Here is a 21,312-nt window from a genome sequence, read left to right as displayed (position 1 = left end):
ATGATGGCCGATCAGACGGACCTGACCCTGACGCTGGATGCTGGTACGGACATGATCCAGGTCCACGACACGCTGACCGGCACGCTGGTGGCCGAAAAGGCGCGGGCGGAAACCTCCGCGGTCGAGATCGAAGGCACAGATGGCGATGACATCCTGCGGATGGACGAGGCGGGCAGCTACATCTTCCCTGGCGGCATTTGGTTCTCTGGCGGCAACGGCGCCGACCAGATCATCGGCGCCGACGGGTTCGACGCCACCTGGATCATCGACGGGATCGACAGCGGCTCTGTCGAGGGGCTGACCTTTGACGGGGTCGAGACCCTGACTGGCGGCGCGGATAATGAAGACACCTTCATGCTGTCTGCCGGGACACAGATTACAGGAGCGCTGGAAGGCGGCGCGGGTGGATTCGACCTGATCGAGATTGACGCCGGCGGACTTCCCGTCGGGTTTACGCCGACGGGTCCTGACGCCGGCGGGATCACCATAGGCGATCTGACGACCTTCTATACCGGTATGGAGCCGGTCGACACCACCGGCACCAGCGGGTCGGACCTTGTCTTCAACCTAGACAACACGGCCAACGACAGCATCACGCTGAGCTTCGTGTCGAACGCTGGCGGCATCGATAAGTTCGCACTGGATGGCCCGGGGATCGAGACGCACAACTTCGACGTCGGTGCTAGCACGACGTCGGTCACCATCAATCTGCAGGGCGGCGCAGACGATATCACCGTCAGCGGGGTCTCCGGCACGCACCTGGACGGCAAGCTGACCATCGATCTGGGCAGCGGAGACGACACGATTACCCTGGGCGACAACTATGGCAATCTGACCGTAATCGGCGGGACCGGGGACGATGACTTGGTCGTTGATCTGGGGGCGGGCCATACAACGACAGTCCTAGGCAACGAAGTCTCCTCGCTGGACCTAGGTGTTCCGATCGGTACGGCCACACTCAGCCCGATCGGCGACTTTGTCTCGATCACGGGCGACAGCATCGTCCTGGATTCGACAACCATCACCGATGCGATTGACAAAGTCTTCGATACATTCGCCGGGGCTCTCGAAACCGCTGGCGACGCGCTGACCCTGATCGAGGCGCTGCCGTTGATCGGTGGCTCCAACCTTGTGGGGCAGGCCGATGTCACGCTGACCCGCGCGCTGGACCTCTATGATACGTTCGACAATGCGCGCGCGCAGATCCTGGGTGAGATCCAGGCCGCCGCGGCGGATGGCATTCTGCTGACCAGCGAGATTGAGGCGGCGATTGAGTCCGCGACGGCGGTTGTCAGCGGCATCGCGCCCGCGGTCTCCAGCCTGATTGCGACCTCCGCCTCCGATATTCTGGATGCGGTGAATATCGCCGTTCCGGCCAATGCGGCGAACTACTTCGGCTTTGATGTTCAGGCCAAGGTGCGTCTGGAAAACGGCACTCTGGATCCCGTCAACGTTTCGTTCAGCATTGCAAATGAGGATGTATTCAACGCCATCGGCGATGTCGTGGACGGGGTCGCGCTGGATGGGTTGTCGGCTCTCAATTCGCTGATCAGTGCCGCTTTGGGGTCGAGCGAGCTGTCGGGCCTTGTCGTGCCGACGGTGAATGCGGGCCGGATCGCCTTCCAGGCCGTGTCGGATACGGTTGAAGAGGTCAGCGTCAAGGCGTCCAGCGCGGATGCGACGAACCTGGCCAATGCGATCCTCGGGTTCGACGCGGTCAGCTATGCGGTGTTGAGCTACGACCAGATCCAGAACCGTCTGACGGGACTGGGCGATCTGGAGTTCAGCTTCGATCAGGTCGACCTGTCGATCCTGGACGACGCGCATTTCGATCTGGATTTCGCGTTCGAAGCGATCCGTCGCACCGATTTCGCATTTGATTTCGGGGCCGAGGCGGAGTCCATCGGGCTGAGCTTCGATGCCTCCGAAAAGCTGCAGATGGCGACCGCCCTGGTCTTTGAAGCCGGGCTGAATATCGACGTCTCCGATGCGCTGAACCCCAGTTTCTCGGGCAGCATTGATGACTTCGGACTTGGGGCCGAGATCGAGGCAAACAATATCACGGTCGAAGCAAGTATCGGTGTCGTCGAAGGCTCCATCGCCGGGGATGTCGCCTTGGATATCGCGCTGGTGGACGGCGGGCCCGTCTCCTTCACCTTTGCTGATCTGACAACGGGTGACGTGGGCTCGACCCTGTTGGGTCTGCTGGCGCTCGACATCGCCGGGTTCGACTATAATTTCAACAACGACACGTACATTTTCGAAGCGACCGGCCAGCAAGGCTATTCCGCAGACCTGACGCTGACGGCCTCGGCCAATCTGATGGGCGGGGTAGGCGCAACCCTGGATATCGACATCTCGGGCACGCTGTTTGATGGCACTGCACCGACCGTGACCCTGTCGGGCGGGTTCGAACAGGACTTCCTCGACTTCAACAACCTGACCCCGACCGAGATCGTGCGCGCCGTCGCGGATTTCGTGCTTTGGCTGCAGGATGCTGCTGACAGCGAGCTGCTGTCTGGCATTGATATCCCCTTCCTGGAAGGGGCGCTGGATGATGTTTCCCAGATCGGCAAGGTGGTTTCTGACGCGCTGCTTTACGATTACGGCGGGGATTCCAAGAAAGACGGCGACGACCGGCTTGTGACCGACCTTAACAACGCCCTGCTGGCTGCGGGGCTTGATGCCTATCTGCGGTTCGAGGGCTTCGGGTCAGGGTTCCGGCTGGACTGGATTAATCCGGACGTGACCAGTGTCGAAGTGATCGGCGGGTCGAACCTCGGAGGACTGGGTCTTGCCTTGAACGACCTGTTGACGGACGGCCTGGTCTTTGACGGCGCCACCCTCGGCGCCTTGGCCGGGAACCTCAGCCTGGTCGGCACTCTGCTGGCAACGATCCGGGTCAACCTGAGTGGCGGCGGCAAATTCGACGGCAAGTTCGAGCTGTCGGATACGGTTCTCGCGGGGAACACCGGGATCGGTGATGACGTTGCCAAGCTGATCGACCGGTTCAATGCTCCGACCTTCAAGTCGATCCAGGACTTCATCGTCCGGCTGGATGATATCGGCGTTCTGGATGCCGTCGGGTTCAATGCTGCTGATCTGTCGGATTTCTATGACGAAGCCAGCGACCAGCTACTCTACAATGTCAGCCTTGGGGGTTCCAGCCTCTTCGATGTTGAAATCCCGACTGATTTCGAACTCGACCTGGGCAATCTGCTGAACATCAACTCCGCCTCGCGGCTGGTGATTTCCGGCGGCGCGTCGCTGGATATCGGCCTTGGCTTTGACCTGTCGACCGGCACCAATGGCGGCGGCCTGCCCGGACCTGCGGGCGATCTGGAGCTGGGAACGCTGCTGGAAAGCATTGGCGTGTCGCAGAAGGAAGAGAATGCCATCACGGCCGACGTCGCGCCTGAGGCGAAGACGGACATGGCCTTTACCCTGATCCTGACCGAAGGCGGCGGGCCGGATCAGGTCTTTGAAATCACCCTCACCGATGTCGATCTGCGCAATGCGAGCCCGGTCAATTCCGCCGCTAATTTCGCAACATATCGCGCCGATATCCTGGCGCAGATCAATGCCGATCTGCCTGCGGATATCACCGCCTCCTTCGTGGATGAGGTTCCGCCGGAAGCGACCCCGACGATTGCCGAATACGCCCGGCTGACCTTCACCTACACCGGTGGTGCAGCAGCGCATACTCTGGAAATCGACAACGACGCCGAAGACTTCTCCTCCGACCCGGCCGCAGCGCTTCTGGGTTTGTGGAACACAGGATCGAGCAACGGCGTCCTGTCCGCCGCGGAGGCGATTCAACCCTTCAACGCGGCTGGTGTCATTGGCGGCGAAGACCTGACGTTCCAGATTGAACTCGACAGCGGTGCGAAGACCTACGAGATCAACCTGCCTGTCACGGCGACACTGTCGGTGCAGAACGGCCAGCTCATCTCGATCAACAGCTCCATCGTCAGCCTGGTCGCGGATGTGAAAGCTGCGCTGGTCCAAGCGAAAGACCTTTCGGATGACTCCATCGACGATATCAGCGGCGATGTAACGGCGGCCTTCCAGGGCACGCGGCTTGTCCTGACGCTGACCGAGGGCTCGGCCTTCACCGACATGGAACTGACGGCGCCGGTGCCGGAGCTTGGCTTCCTGACGACGCTGGTCGCGGACAGCGCGGACCTTCTGCTGACGGTGGATGACAGCGGTTCCGCGGATGATGTTCTGATCAAGGTGGCTTTTGACGGGGCGCTCAGTGTCGGCGATGCGCTGGTTGATATCCGCGAGGCGATCGAAGATGCCCTTGGTTTGACCGCGGGCGATGTGACCGACGATCCGCTGGATGATTATGCCGTCTACCTGACTCCCGATGATCCCTCCACCGCCAAGAGCGAGGCGGGCAAGAGCATCTCGGTCAAGATCTCCGACGGGACCTATAAGCTGAAGGGGATGACGGCGATCAATGGCTCCTCGACGGCGGTCGATCTGGGATTGATCGGCGCCGATGTGAACCCGAACAACGTTGGTGATGTGGCCGATGGCATTGTTCAGGGCGCCGACATAGGTGGAATCCGTCTGATCGACCGTTTCTTCATCAAGTCCGACGTCGCCCCGGGCGCGACGCAGAGTGACCTGGCGTCGCTGGAGTTCTCGGCCCAGGCCGGACGGCTGGTGAATGACCTGCAGCTTGCGGGCGACGATATCCTCTACTCCTCGTCGCTGGACCTGCGCACCTTCGTCGAAGGCGGCATGATGGAAGACTGGCTGGAGATCGAGATCCTCGATGTCGCGGGCATCACGGCGGGCACCTACCTGATCAAGGAAGTCGCGACCGGTACTCTCGGCGGCGAAAGCGTCGAGGGCGTGCGCATCGTCTCGACCGGCGGCGGCGTTGTCGACGTCGGCACCACCGACCAGTCGGGCGGCAAGGCGATCATCAAGACCGGCATCGACGCCAGCGCCTCGCTCGGGTTTGTCGGGGTTGAACTGGACGGTACCGCCGAATTCGGAGCGGAGCTGAGCCTCGGTTTCAACGCGGGCACCGGCGCCCCGGCAGAAGACGGTATCGTCACACTGGGCGAGGCGGTGGACGTGATCGACCGCGTCGCGGACGAAGGTGTCTCGGCGCTCTTCGATCTCTTCGTCTTCCCCGAACTGACCGCGAACCCCGGCCCGAACTTTGGCCAGACCGAGCTGAGCCTGGAATTGGCTTCGGGCTCTGATGGCTTCAATGCCATCGCGGACGCACTGATCAACAACAACTCCACGCCGCTGACAATCGACCTGATCGCCCTTGGCGACCCCTTCATGCAGACGCGTTTCGACGCGGCGGGCGGGTTCGACATCATCGACGGCGACACCTTTGCGGTGGACAAGGACTTCACCGCCCTACTGCCCGTCGGCGCGACCCTGCGCTTCGAACAGGATCCGGCGAATCCGGCGGACGACCCGATCATCTGGGAAGCCAAGATCGCTTCGGTCAACTTCTCCGGCGGTGTCTCCACCGTAAATCTTGACCCCGCCTCTTTCACCAGCATCTCTGGCACCGAGGTGACCGCGCTGACCGCGTCGGACACCCTGACCGACTTTGCCGACATCACCCTGCGCCCCTCCGTCGACATCACGCTGCCGGACTTCGGTGCGCTGGATGACCTCGGCTTCGACTCCTTCGACCTCGATACGATCCTGCGCGCGCTGGAAATGCTGGCCGACGTGCTGGGCGAAATCGAGGGCTTCGAATTCCTCGACGTGAAACTCCCGGTCATCGACAAGTCGCTGTCCGATCTCTTCTCGCTCGCCGACGATATCCGCGATTTCGTGCAGGGTCTGCGCGACAACCCGGCAGGCAGCCTCCAGTTCGTCGAGAACGCTCTGAACGACGCCATCGGCCTCTCGGCCGCCACGCTGGAAGAGGCCTATGACCTGGCCTACGGCACCGGCGTCGGCGACGACGCGCCCGATGAAGCCTTCGAGATCGGCTATGACATGGCCGAAGAGATGCTCACCTTCTCGCTCAACGTGGGGGCGTCCTTCTCCGATGCGATCAACGTGGCCCTGTCGGACATCGAATTCGTTGACACGCTCTTCGACGCGCTTGGCGACCTGGGCGGCGTTTTTAACTTCTCCGGCTCGGCCGGGCTTGAGGCCAATGGCGGCATCTTCCTGACCATCGGCCTGGGCATCGACCTCGGCGAACTGGCAGCGGCGGCCACCGGCCCCGAACCCTTCGACGCGATCAAAAACTCCTTCTACCTGCTGGAAGAAACCGGCCTGGCTGCTTCGATCGAAGCGGCGGGCACGAACCTTGCCTTCAACGCGGGCCTTGGGCCGCTGGCCCTGTCGATCGGTAACAACGGCGCGGATGTCGCCAACATTACTCTCAACGCGGGCGCGGAACTCTCGACCAAGAGCAGCGGCTTCGTCGATGGACGGACGTCCCTGTTCGGCTTGTTCGAGGGCGCGCAGAGCCTGACCGATACCTTCTCGCTCGACGGGATCGGCGGCAGCTTCGGTCAGGTCTCCGGCCTTCTGCCTATCTTCTTCCCGAACGACAGCAACCATATCGGCGACATCCTGATCGGGACGACCTACCAGACGAAGGACGGCGTTTCGGGTAGCGGGTCGGACTATGGTGCGCTCGACAACCTTGCCGGCGAAAACGGGCTTGAGAACTTCCGTATTATCACAGGCGCACCGGGCGAAGACCCTGTCTTTGCGACCGACGTCGTGGTCGACGTCTCTGATCTGACGTCCTTCCTCGAAGGGTTCGACTTTGCCGAACTGTCGATCTTCGACAACATCCGCCTTGCGGTCGACGGCTTCGACGCCTTTCTTGGCCTGCTCGAAGAGAACATCTTTGGCGAACTGGCCGACCTGAACCTGCCGATCGTGGGAGAGGGCTTTGGTGATGCGGCGAACTTCATCGGCGACTTCCGCGACGGCTTTGTCGGCAACCTGCGCATCGCGCTGGATGCGATCGAGGATGCGGCGGACGACTTTGCCGATCCCGACAAGAACATCATCTCCAAGCTGCTGTTCGACCTGCTTGGCCCGAACGGTCTCAACCTGCTCAAGCCGCTGACCAGCGGCGCCACCGGCAACGGCGGCGCGGGCGACTACATCGCGCTGAATGCCCAAGGTTTCCAGGATGCCCTGGATTCCGGCGACTTCAGCCTGGCCGATATTTCCTGGGACTTCGATCTGGGTACGGATGGCGAACAGGAAATTGCCAACGTGCCGTTGGATTTTGATATCGGTATTCCGGGGCTCGGTCTGGAAACCGAGGGGGCGATCCAGTTCTTCATTGATTGGGGCATTGGCCTGGGCTTTGGCCTGTCAGCCAACAAGGGTTTCTATTTCGACTTTGACGATGGCGAGGATGCGGACGAGGTCTACTTCGAAGCCCGCGTGGCGCTGGAGGACAACACCTCAGTCACCGGCAAGCTTGGCTTTCTTGGACTGACCGCCGAAGACCGTGACACTGGCCTCGATGTCGGCGACCCGGGATCTGAATATGCTGGAATGGAAACGGGGCTGACCGCCTCGGTCGGGTTGGACATTCTGCTTGGCGGTGAATCCGCAGATCAGATAGGCATCACCGAACTGGGTGGTATCGGCCTTATGATGGGGATCGAAGTGACCGCGGCGGCGGCGCTCGACCTGACCCTTGGCCTGGACGAGGACCTTGTGGGTGAATCCCTGGCCAACGGGTTCCCGTCGGTCGTCGCGGGCTTCGACTTCCTTTGGACCTTCACCGACGAATACAACCTGATCGGCGGGTCCACCGACCAGGCCGACCTTGATGTCGGCATCAAGTACCTCGCCTTTGGCGATGTCGGCCTGAACCTCGGCGAATTCGTCACCGACGTCCTTGGACCGATCGTCGATGCGGTTTCCGAATATACCGAGCCGCTTCAGCCCTTCATCGACTTCCTGACCGCGCCAATCCCGCTGATCGACATCTTCGGGGTGGACCTGACGATGCTCGACCTTGCAGCGGCGCTTGGCGATTTCGACCCCGGCCTGATCGAAACCCTGGCCGAGGTGATTACCCTGATCAATGAAATCGCGGCCTTGCGCGAAGGCGGCGATCCGGACCTCGTGATCCCGATCGGTGACTTCATCATCTTCGACAACATTGACGAAGCAGCCGAAGGCGCGAACCCCTTCGCCGACGGCTTCAGCGGCATCGACTTCTTCAACGACAAGACCGAGGATCAGAGCTTCCTCGACGATGCGAAAACGGCATTCGATTCCGCGCTCAGCGGTGCCACCGCCGGTGGCGGCAAGAACGCCGATGCCGCCAACACGGTGACCAAGCTCAGCGGCGGCGGCGCCTTCGCCTTCCCGATCATCGAGGATCCGTCGCAGATCTTCGGCCTGCTGATGGGCAACCCGGCAACGCTGGTGACCTTCGACCTCGATCCGCTGATCGTCGGCTTCGAGCAGAACTTCTTCTTCTCGATCTTCGGCCCGCTCGGCGTCTCGCTTGGCCTGATCATCGAGTTCACCGCCGACTTTGCCTTCGGTTACGACACGCAGGGCATCACCGACTTCGTCGATGCGGACTTCCGCAACCCGCTGCTGCTGTTCAACGGGCTGTATATCTCGGACACCGAGAACCCGGACGGGTCGGGCGCCGACGTGCCGGAACTGACCTTCCTGGGCGGGATCACCGCCGCGGCGGAGTTGAACCTGGGGATCGCCCGGGCCGGTGTGGCTGGTGGCCTCTTCATCGAGATCCTGTTCGACCTCTTCGACCCGGATGACGACGGCAAGGTGCGGATCACCGAACTGGCGTCGAACTTCACCAACCAGCTGCGGGCTGAAACGGACGCTGAAAAGCTCCTCGCGCCGCTGGCCATCTTCGATGTAACGGGCGAGATCTTTGCCCGCCTCTTCGCCTTCCTGAAGATCGACTTCGGCTTCTTCGAGATCGACAAGGAATGGGATCTGGTCGATCCGATCACCATCCTCGACTTTCAGATCGACTTCTTCCGCCCGCCTGTCGTGGCCTCCGAGGCCAGCACCGGCGATCTGATCATCAACGTGGGCGACTTTGCCGATCAACGTCTTCTTGGCGATACCTCCGACTTTGGAGAGACGGTCTATATCGAGAAGAACGGCGGCCTGAACAGCGACGGCACCTATTCTGTCTTCGTCTACACCGAAGAGAACGGCTTTGGCGACGACAGCCCGTTCAGTGGCAACAAGTTCGAATACAAGGTCAAGGCCGGTCAGGCGATCGTGGTTCGGGCCGGTGCGGGTGACGACACGATCGAATTCATCGGCTGGAACGGCGACGAGGTGCTGTTCGATGTCGAAGGCGGCATCGGCAACGACACCATCCTCTTCACCGGTGGCGGCACAGGGTCCAATACGACCTTCAACCGCCTCATCGGCGGTCTGGGCAATGACACGATCACCGGCTCGGGCGGGCGTGACCTTGTCGAAGGCGGCGCGGGCAATGACAGCGTCGACGGCGGCGCCGGGGCGGACCTCGTCCTAGGCGACCAGGTCGACTTCTACGCCAGCAGCCTCAAGGTCAACCTGTTGGGTAACGCGGGTCGCGATACCGTCGCGGGGGGCGAAGGCGACGATATCGTCATCGGCGGCGGCGGCCAGGACAGCGTCCTTGGCGGCGGCGGCCACGACCTCATCCTGTCGGATGGCGGCGAGATCCAGTTCATGGATACCGGGCAGAAGATCCTGTCCAACGTCCTCGCGCTGCATGAGGGAGGGGTCACCAAGACCGACAAGCTCAACGAGGGCGAAAAGGACACGATCGACGCCGGGGACGGCAATGACGTGGTCTTTGCCTCGGGCGGCAATGACGACATCACCGGTGGCACCGGGTCCGACGTGATCTTCGGCGGCGCGGGCTTTGACACTATCGTGGGCGGCGACGGCGCCGACCTGATCTTCGGCGATATCGGCGGCATCCTTGAGTCCCTGCTGAACGCGCCGCAGAACGATCTTCTGTCGAACATGAGCGCGCTGACGAACAGCAGCGATATCAACCAGTTGGTGCGTCGTCTGGCGCTCGCCTCGGGCGGGGCCGGGGACTATATCCTGGGTGGAAACGACAACGACCTGATCCTGTCGCAGGAAGGCAATGACGATGTCGATGGCGGGGCAGGGGATGACCTGGTCTACCTCGGGGCGGGGGCCGACACGGCGCTTGGCGGGGCAGGGAATGACACCCTGCTTGGTGAAGGCCAGGCCGATAGCCTGCGCGGCGGTGACAACAACGACGTGCTTGACGGTGGCACCGGGGCGGATACGGCCTTTGGTGACGGCGGCGACGACGTACTGATCTCCGCTCAGGGGGCGGATTCCGTCAACGGCGGCGACGGCAGCGATACCTACAGGGTGAACCTGTCCGGCGGCACGACCGAGAGCCTGATCGAGATTGCCGATGGCGGCACCAATTCCGCCGACGTCGATATTCTGGAGGTCAACGGCACCGACCGCGCCGATCACATCCTGATCCGCGCCGATGTGTCGGGCAACAATGCCTTCATCGCGAACCTGAATGGGCCCTTCAACGTCGAGCGCGTGAACTACGACAAGACACTGGAACGGATCATCATTTCGGGCGGCGCGGGCGATGATGTCTTTGCGTCCGACGATACCTCGGCCGAGATCACGATCTACGGCGACAGCGGCAACGACAGCTTTCAGGTCGGTCAGCTGTTCCGCGAGGCCCGCTTCGTCAACGAAGTAAACGGCATCCCGACCGGGATCGCGACCGAAGACTTCTTCGCCACGATCGAGGTCACCCGCGGCTGGCTGTCCAACGGCATCAGCTTCCCGATGACGATCAACGGCGGCATCGGCGACGACAACTTCACCGTCTATCACAACAAGGCCGTGCTGACCCTGAACGGTGAGGCGGGCGACGACATCTTCGAGGTCCGCGCCTTTGCCCTTGTCGGCTCTCAGGAGCCGCAGCGCGAACGCACCGACCTGACCGGCGGCGACGGGGCGGATACCGTCCGCTACGCGGTCAATGCACCGGTGAACATCAACGGCGGCGACGGTTTCGACACACTGATCGTGATCGGGACGGAATTCGGCGACGACTTTGTCATTACCGACGACGGCGTCTTTGGCGCCGGTCTGAACGTCAACTTCGTCAATATCGAAAGCCTGCGGATCGACGGGGCAGAGGGCAACGACCGGTTCTTCCTGCAATCCACGCTGGAAACCGTGCTGACCGAACTCTTCGGCGGCCTTGGCGACGATACTTTCTTCACCAGCGGCGAGACGCCCCCGGTTGTCTCCAACGATTTCCGCGGCCACTCCGGCCTCATTACACACGAGATGACGGCGGGCGGCGATGTCCGCTACGACGGCCAGACCGTCTTTGGCATTTCGGCCAATGTGGCCGACGATGACACGCCCTTTGCGATCCTGACGGAAACACAGGGCTCCACCATCGTGACCGAGGGTGACGCCAACGGCGACACCTACACCGTCCGCCTGACCAAGGCCCCGACGGAAGACGTCTATGTCACCATCGGCGCGCCGCTACCGAGCCCGAGTGCACGTCAGCAGGGCATCTATTCCTTCCGCGTCACCAGCACCGAGGCGGATGCAGTGACCCGGGCCGACGGGTCCTCCCTCGTGTTGAAGTTCACCTCGACCAACTGGGATACCGCGCAGGAGGTGCAGGTCATCGCCGATGGCGTGATGAACGACTATCCCGGTGGCCTCTACACCCGTCAGGACATCGCAGGCGACACCTTCTCCGATCCCGAGAGTTTCGACTTCGATGACGACGCCTACGAAGGGCCGACCAATGCGGTCATCACACACACCTTCTCGTCCGGGCAGACGGTGCAGGGGCTGGAGGCAAACGGTGACCTGATCTCGGTCGACAATGCTAATGCAGAGATGACGATCGCCAAGCTGGGCATGACCCAGACCGAACTCCTCGGCAAGACGATCTCCATCGTCGAGGGCGAGGGCTTCGGCGACTTCCGCTTCATCGTCGGCGTGGTCGACAATGGCGCCAGCTACACCCTGACGCTCAGTGATCCGTGGGACGAGGGCAAGGTGCCCACGGTCGGCGGGTCCGAGAACACGGTCTTCAACATCCGCCTCGATGACTCGATCACTGGCACGCATTCCAGCTCGGACGAGATGAAGGCGGAAGAGATTTTTGACGACCGCACGATCTTCACCGGCACCGATGCCTCGGGCAATGATCTGGACTTCGGCGGCACTTACGGCGATCTGACCGGCTTTACGCTACAGATCATTGGCGGCACCGGCGCGGGTCAGGAAATGCTGATCCTTGACACGGACGAATACGAGCTGACGCTGAACGGCATCTGGTCCATCAACCCGGACTCGGAGTCCATCTTCCGGATCGCGCGGTATGACGGACTGAACAGCCAGGTGGTCGAAGTTCTGATCAACGACAACGACATGCCGGGCCTGATCATTGACCAGACCGATGACTTGAATGGCAACGGCACGATCGACAGCGGTAGCGGCAATGAATCCATCACCGCCGTCATCGAAGGCGCGGATGGAAACCAGAACGGCGAAGGCGATGTGCTCACGCTGACCCTGTCGCAGCCGCTGAGCGGTGGTCAGTCGCTGACCATGAACCTCGACTACAACCCCGACCAGATCAAGGTTGTCGCGGCGGGTGACGGCCCGGATGGCACTGCCCTGACATCGCTGGACTATGACAGCGGAACCCTGACCCATCTGGTCGAAGTCTGGGCGGTTGACGACCAGCTGCGCGAAGGCGCCCATACAGCCAAAATCGACTTCGGCTTCACCAATTTCGGGGGTATCGCGGCCACCGAGAGCGGCAGTGAGACGCTGACCCTCGATATCGACCCGACCAATCCGCAAAGCTCCGTCGGGACGACCTTCGACCCGGACAGCATCGTCTACGTCAACGCCGGTGGCATCAATGACGTGCCGGTCTATGATGAAAACGTCCAGGCCAGCGGCCTGCATTATCAGCTGATCCCAGGATCCAACCAGATCCTCTTCTATGATGGCGATGATATCGTCGAGGTCTCCGGCACGGTGGAGATCCAGTACAATTATTCCAACATCACCTATCAGGACGCCTTTGGCGGTTCCGTCCTTGTGCGGATCGCCGACGACGACGCGCCGACCCTGCTGGTCCGCGAAACCGGCGGCCGGACTGATGTGATCGAGGGCGGCCCGGGCGACAGTTATGAGCTGCGCCTGACCTCGGCTCCGACCAGCGGTACGGTGGAGATCAACCTTTCCGAGATCATCACCAAGACGACCAAGACGGGCGGCATCCGCTACGACAATATCCAGGTGGAGATCACGGGCATCCTTCAGGACGGAAACCTGATCTTCGGTGCCGCGCTTGATGCGCTGAAGTCGCAGGTCGAGGATGCCAGCGGCAACCCGCTCTTTGACGAGGCTGGTGCGCCGGTTATGGAATTCAACATTTCCTTTGATGACACCAACTGGGACAGCCCGGTCATAGTCTTCGTGCAGGCTGTGGACGACGCGGTTGTCGACGGCGACGACACCCAGGTCTTCGCCCAGTCCCCCGCCACGCTCGCCCAGATTCTCGGTCCGGTCGTCGTGAACGGCGCGGGCGGCAACGGATCCCTCTTTGGACTGGCCGATCCGCTGATGCTGCCGGGCGAAACCAACGTCAAGGCGCCGGTCGGCGACTTCGGCGCGAATGACATCGACAATTCCGACAGCGCCCCGTCTCTCACCATCAGCAAGGCGGACCTGACGTCCGAAGTCATGTACGACCTGCGCTTGCGCGCCAATGTCGACGACCTCGAACCGGGCGATCCGGGCTATGACGCCACCCCGGCAACGGACGAGGAAATCGCGGCCCTGGCCGGCAAGACGCTGGAAATCACCCGTGCGCCCGCCGCGCCCGAGGTGGTGGATCAGTTCCGCCTGATCACCGGTGTGATCGACAATGGCGACGGCACGATCACCCTCTTCCTGAACGCGCCTTACGATCTGTCCCCGGTCGGTCCGATGGAGCTGGAGCAGAGCTTTGATCCGCAGGATGCCGTCAACAACACGAACAACGCGGGCTATCCCGCGCCGGAGGATACAGACGATAGCACGCTGGACGATCTGGTGAACCGCTACGCGATCACCTCGGAAAGCCTGAACTTCTTCGTCAATGAGTTGGTTTCGGTCGACGTGCTCTTCGTCAAGGATGACGACAGCCCGGCGGACAGCTCCGGCACGCTGACCTCCAACCGCCTGTTCGGGTTCAACATGGGTCCGGATACGGTGATCGGCGAACGTGCCCGTCAGGGTGGCATCACCTTTGGCGAGCTCGAGGTGATCGATATCACCCTCGGCGTCGGCTACAACAACCTCGATGTGAAGGGCACCGCGACCCGGTCCGACGGGTACGAGACGCGGACAATCATCCGTACCGGCACCGAAGTGCCCGTGGATGCTGCGCTGTTGCCGGATAACCCGCTTGTCGGGGAGCCCGTTGGCGACACGGTGACCGTGAAGCTGCTCGCCACGCAGGAGACCATGCGCGAAGGCACGACCTACAGCGTCGAAAATCCCTTCTCCGGCAATGATTACGAGACGCTCTTCAACATGGGCGCCGATCTGGGCGAGGAGGATGATTTCTACCTCGGTCAGAAACTGGTCCTGACTATTCAGGTCGAGGGCGAGACCCAGGTCATCGAACGCTGGATCGTCGGCTCCTCGGGCGACACGCTGGAGCTGGACGACCCGATTGAACTGGATGCAGGCGCCGTCGGTGTCGGCTGGGAGATTGTCGATCCGGCGGACGGCGCGCTTTCCGTCGATCTGCAGGGCGGCGAGGACAAGCTGACCGCAACCGGTGACCGTGGCCTCGTGGTCTTTGGCGGCACCGGGTCGGATACGATCACCACCGCTGCGGGCGATGACATCGTCTTCGGCGACCTGGGCCGTGTCGACTACTTCAATGCCATCTCCTTCCTGCTTGATGGCGAAGAAGAACCGGCCCCGGTCAATATCTTCGGCGGCTTCGGCTCCATCGTGACCCGCTTGGGCGTCGCGCCCGAGGCGATCCTCGGCAAGGCGGCGGACCCCTTCGTCACCAACGGCGGCGGAACCCTGCACACCAACCAGACCATCTTCCCGGTGGCCGACATGTCCACCGGCCTCGTCGGCGACCCGTACGAAACGGGCGATATCGGCCTCGCAGGCCTTTACGTCGACATCAACGACGGCCTGGGCTTCGAAACGCCGGTGATGCTGATCACCGACAACACGGCCGAAAACCTCGACATCCTGCCGCTTCTGCTGGCGGCGATCGACGACACCAGCGGCTTCCGCATCTCGACCCTGCCGGAAGATCAGGCCGACGGTTACAGCTGGCAGGCAGGTCTCATCCTTGCCATCGCGGGCGAAGGCGATGACGACGTCATCGACACCGGCGCAGGTGATGACACCGTCATGGGCGGTGAAGGTGACGACGATATCACGCTCGGCGCGGGTGACGATATCGGCTTCGGCGACCTCGGCATGATCCGCAACACCTTCCTCGGCGGCGACGATCCGGCGCCGACCACCCCGGGCCAGGTGGTCGAGACGCTGCGCGACGGCATCTTCTCGATCCAGCTTGCAACGGGCGGCGACGACACCATCTCGGGTGGTGACGACAACGACCTGCTGATCGGCGGCGCCGGGACGGACGAACTCTCCGGCGACGCGGGCGACGACGTCATCCTCGGTGACGTGGGCTTTGCCGACTACACAGACGGCGTCCTCGGCGCGCTGGAAACCTACCGCACCGTCGGCGCGGCCGACTTGATCGCGGGCGGCTTCGGTTCCGACACGATCCTCGGCGGTCTGGGCGGCGACACCATCGCGGGTGACGAGGTCACACCGACCGGCTCCGACAGCGATGGCGGCGACCTTATCCTCGGCGATCATGGCCGCATCGACTATGGCTTTGACGATGACGCAGCGCCGACCACTTCTTCGATCGAACGGATCGAGGGCGTGCTGGAAACCGTCGACGGCGCCGATACGATCACAGGCAACGCAGGCGCTGACACCATCGTCGGCGGCTCGGATGCCGATCTGATCCATGGCGACGACGACACCGGCGCAACAGGCAACTTCGACCTGGGTGACCTGATCTTCGGCGACACCGCCGAGATCGACTTTGCGGTCGTCGCGGGGGCGAGCTCGTTCCTGACCCGCGTCGCAACGCGCGAGATTTCCTCGGACACCGGCGGCAACGACACGATCGAAGGCAACGCAGCGGGGGACACTATCTTCGGTGGCGTCGGCAGCGACGTGTTGCGCGGCGATGACCTGACCCCGGTCGGCGCGCTGGACGGCGACGACCGGATCGTCGGAGACAATGGCGAACTGATCTTCGACCCCGACGGCACGACGATCTCGCAGCTGCGCAGCTTTGAAGATGCGCTTGGCGATGTCGACACGATTACCGGCAATGCCGGTGCTGACTGGATCATTGGCGGTTATGGTGGCGATCTGATCCACGGCAATGACGAAGCGGACAATGAAACCGCCCTTGACGGTGCCGACGTGATCCTTGGCGATAACGGAGAGATCATCCTCTCCGGCGGGGCCCTGGACCAGGTGCGCACCTTCGACACGGCAGAGGCGCTCTTTGACGCAGACGACACGATCACCGGCGATGCGGGCGGGGATATCATCCTCGGCGGCCTTGGCGCCGACCTGATCCGTGGCGACCACAGCCTTGGCACCGACAGCGCCGAAGACGGCGGGGACACGATCCTCGGCGACAATGGCGAACTGCTCTGGGGCGCCATGGCGGCGGCCGATGGCTTCGACACCGTGGTCCGCACCTTCGCATTCACCGACGGTTCCTCGTCCGAGGAGCGCGGCGGGTCGGACACGATCTCCGGCAACACCGGCAACGACCTGATCCTCGGCGGCACCGCGGGCGATCTGATCCTTGGCGGCATGCAGAACGACACGGTTCTGGGCGACCACGGCTATGCCGGGATCCTGGGCGGTCAGATCCAGTTCCTGTCGATCCGCGAGAATGCGGATGGCACTGACGGAACCAACGGTTTCGGCGGCGACGATACGATCTTCGGCGACGAGCATGAGGACGTTCTGATCGGCGCCTACGGCGATGACGTCATCGACGGCGACAACGCGGAAAGCCGTGACGATCTGCAGGCCTCCCTCGCCGGGCGCGACCTGATCTTCGGCGACAACGTCGAACTGGACCGCCGCGGCGTCTTCCTCGATGACTTCACCGATCCGCGCTACACGACGCTTACGGGCAGCCAGCTGTACAGCGTCGATGCGGGCGAAATGTCCACCGGAGACGCGGTCGAAGGGGTGCTGCTGATCACCGGCACGCCCTTTGCCAACCCGGATGGCACCGCCGTCTGGAGCGATTACGAAATCGATATCCTGAACCACGACGGCATCCCGATCGGCGGCGACGACTACATCGCTGGCGGCGCGGCGCAGGACTCGATCTTCGGTCAGCTGGGCGACGACACGATCCAGGGTGACGGCGGCATTCAGGGGGTCTTCTCGCAGAACGCCTACCTGACGACGGCGGCGCTGGATGTTGACCGCATCCACAGCGACGGCGTGGTTGACGATGGCGTCTATGCCTACCGCAATACCAACGGCGAGCTGCAGATCAACGCCTCTTACGAGACGATCTATGACGACGATGACTATATCGAGGGCAACGGCGGCGATGACGTGATCTTCGGTGGCCTCGGCCAGGACGACATTATCGGCGACAACTCCAGCTTCTTCAGCCTGAACTTCGCAGAACGCACCGACTACACCGGGTCTGATATGATCTTCGGCGGCTCCGGCCAGCGGATCGAGCGGAACGAGTACACCGAGGTCGCCTCGGGCGTCGCGGATGAGGTTGTCGATATCAGCACCTCCGACCGCCACTCGCGCGATAGCGACATGGTGATGGGCGACAACGGTGACATCTACCGGATCCTCGGGGCCGGGGGTGATTATCTCTCCTTCACCTATGACGGAATGGATGACGTGGTCTCCGAACACTACGGCGTGGATGATCTGTCGCGCGGCAGTGACCGGATCGTCATTCGCGGCGCAGGCCTGCTGGATTACACCGAAGGCGGGGACGCCTTTGGCCCGGCCAGCTATGGCGCAGCAGATGAGGTCCATGGCGAAGGCGGGGATGACAGCGTCTACGGCATGGTCGGGGACGACAGCATCTTTGGCGGCGCGGATGACGATGACGTCATCGGTGGCCAGGGCAATGACTGGATCTCAGGTGGTACTGGCCTTGACGGGGTGATCGGCTCTGACGGCCGCATCTATACCTCCCGCAACCTCGAGTCTGGGCTGGAAGCGGAGTCCGAGACGATCTACGGCATCGGATATGTCGATGTGAACAAGGTCATCTCGACCCCCGGCAAGATCCAGGAATCGCTGATCCATCCGGAGTTCCACCTGAAGAAGACCGTCGATCTGACGCCCTTCTTCCCGGAGAATGGGTCCGACCTCGATGGCATGGTCAACAGCTCGTCCGACGTCGACAATGATGACAACGACATCATCTTCGGCGGCCTTGGCAGCGACAGCCTGCACGGCGGTTATGGTTCCGACGCTATCTCCGGCGCCGAGGCGATGCGCTACACGGTTGGCGGACTGCCATTGCCCTTCACCTACGACAACCCGGGCAACCCGGGCGATATCCTGAGCTATGGCTTGGGGACCGACAGCGAGGGCAACGCGCGGCCGAACGAATTCGCTGCCTACGACGAATTCAACCCGCGGCCCGAGGTCTGGGTGGATCCGACGAACAACTATTCGTTCACCGATCCGTCCAACCCGAACGCCGTGCCCTTCGTGCTGAACTTCGACGCTGCTGACGGCGCTGCGACCGATCCGATCACTGGCGATGGTCCGGCCGTGGCCTCGGACGGCAATGACGTCATCTTCGGCGACCTCGGCCATGACTGGCTGGTCGGCGGCACCGGTCAGGATCACATCTACGGCGGCTTTGGCGACGACCTGCTGAACGCCGATGATGACCACACTGGCACCGCTGCGAACGACGAACCGGATACCGCGGACAGCTACGCCGACATCGCCTATGGCGGCGGCGGCCGCGATATCCTGATCGGCAACACCGGCGGCGATCGCCTGATCGACTGGGTGGGCGAGTTCAATTCCTACCTCGTGCCCTTCGCGCCCTTCGGTGCCTTTACGATCAGCCGCAACGTCCAGCCGCAGCTCTACGACTATCTCTACGATCTGTCCGAGGCGGACGGCGCCGACACGACCCGCGTGGTCGATGGCACCGATGCCCGCAACGGCGAGCCCTATGGCGAGATCGGGGCGGTCAAGCAACAGGATGCCTTCTGGCAGGATCAGACCGGCGCGCCGGACGATCCGCAGCCGGGCAACATCCCGGGCGGCAAGCGTGATGTCATGTCGGCCGAGACGTTCAACGGAGCCGATGCCCTGGTGGCCCTCGCCGCGGACAGCGGTGCCTGGTCGACCGAGGCAGGCAAGGCCGTCATCGCGCCAGAAGCCAAGGGTATGGACGGCGTGAGCGTCTATCACGTCTCCGACTACCTGCCGACCTATTTCGAGATCACGGCTTCCATGTCCGCGGCCAAGGACAAGCAGGGCTACGACTCCAACGCCTTCCTGATCTACGACTACCAGGCGCCGGACGATTTCAAATTCGCCGGGATCAACGGCGACACCAAGAAAATCCAGATCGGTCATCGCGATGCGTCGGGCTGGGTGGTCGACACCCAGGACAACATGATGATCCGGGCGGATACCTTCTATGATGTCCTCGTCTCGGTGAACGGCAATACGGTGACGCTGCTGGTCAATGGCACCAAGGCGGTAAGCCATACCTTCGCGCCCCGGATGATCGATGGCATCCCGCAGGGTCTGAATGCCGGGCTGATTGGTGCGGGTTCGGACAACTCCTTCACCACGCTGGACAACCTGACAGTTCAAGTCCTGCCGCCGGAACTCAGCTACGCCAATACCGAGGACTTCGAGGATGGCGTCGCCGATTACTTTACCGGCACGACAGAAGGCACATGGTCGGTCAGCGGCGGTGCCTTCACCACCGATGCCACAGGCGGCTTTGCCCTGGCGACCATCGATCTCTCTACCGATGCGGGCTACGAAGAGAACGCCTTCACTCTCTCGGACAATGCCAAGCTGCGGTTGGCCGCCGAGGTGAACACGGACAGCGAGGCCGGGATCGTCTTTGACCTCGTCTCCTCCAGCCGGTTCAAGTTCGCCATGTTGAATGCCGAAACCAACCAGGTTGAGATCGGCCATTACGAAGGCAACGGCCAATGGGTCATCGACCAGGCCACGACTGTGGTCACCGGGATCGACGCGGGCGCTGACTATGAGCTTGTGGTGCTGATCTCTGGCTCCACCGTATCGGTCACTCTCGACGGGGTGATCTACGGCAGCCACGCCTTCAACGCGGTCAGCGTGGATGGCGACAGCGGTGTCATAGCCCGCGGTGGCGAGGCGGCCTTCGACAGCTTTACGCTGGAAACCGATGACGCCCGTATCGCGGCCGAAATCGTCGAGGCGCTGCATGCCAGCGTGACCGGCACCGGTGGCGAAGAACTGGAGACGGAGGATGCTGACGCCCTGATGGACGAGGCTATCCGCCGGTTGACCCTGACTATGGGGCTGACCCAGTCTCAGGTCGCCCAGCTGGAAAGCATCGACCTGGCCATCGGTGATCTGGATGACAATCTGCTTGCCACATACGGCGAGGGGTTGATCACGCTGGATATTGACGGTGCGGGCATGGGGTACTTCATCGACGAGACCGCCCAGGCGGACGAGGAGTATGACAGCACCGGTGATGCGGTCGACGGCAGCGATGCCGATGGCAAGTATGACCTTCTCTCCATCCTCATGCACGAGCTGGGCCACGCCCTGAACCTCGACCATACCGAGGAGGAGCACGACCTGATGGGCGGCTTCCTGGATCCGTCACAGCGACTGGGTCTCTTCAGCCCGGCCAACACCGATGCACAGCCCAATCAGGGCGGTTCGGGGAACACGGAGGCCACTTATTACGATCCGCGGGTTGACGACATGATCACCGAGGATGAGGCGCTGCTTCTCGACAGTGTGGATGATGTCGAACCCGATCCGTTGGCTGCCACTGGAACCGGAAAGGGCAAGGGACGGGTGAAATGGGCAGCAGAATAGTCTAACTTTCGCCTAAGATTGACAGTTAACATCATAGGGTAAGCCAATGAGCGGCGGGGAGGGCAGGGCCTGACCCGCCGCTGGTCACCAAAA

At 62.3% G+C, this 21,312-nt stretch carries 1 protein-coding gene; it reads left to right on the top strand.

Going from position 1 to position 21,312, the window contains the following annotated elements:
* Positions 1 to 3: 3 nt before the first annotated feature.
* Entirely contained in the window at positions 4 to 21,219 is a 21,216-nt protein-coding gene (locus ACFC2Y_RS03620; RefSeq protein WP_375186411.1) for a matrixin family metalloprotease, read from the top strand.
* Positions 21,220 to 21,312: the final 93 nt, after the last annotated feature.

This window comes from Pseudooceanicola sp., assembly GCF_041987405.1.
In the GTDB taxonomy this organism is placed as follows: Bacteria; Pseudomonadota; Alphaproteobacteria; order Rhodobacterales; family Rhodobacteraceae; genus Pseudooceanicola.
Note: the sequence above shows the minus strand (reverse complement) of the source record. Positions and strands in the feature narration are given on the sequence as shown.

Bases quoted from the DNA above. Each gene is read 5' to 3' on its own strand.
- ACFC2Y_RS03620 (WP_375186411.1), top strand. From the start codon at position 4: ATGGCCGATCAGACGGACCTGACCCTGACGCTGGATGCTGGTACGGAC.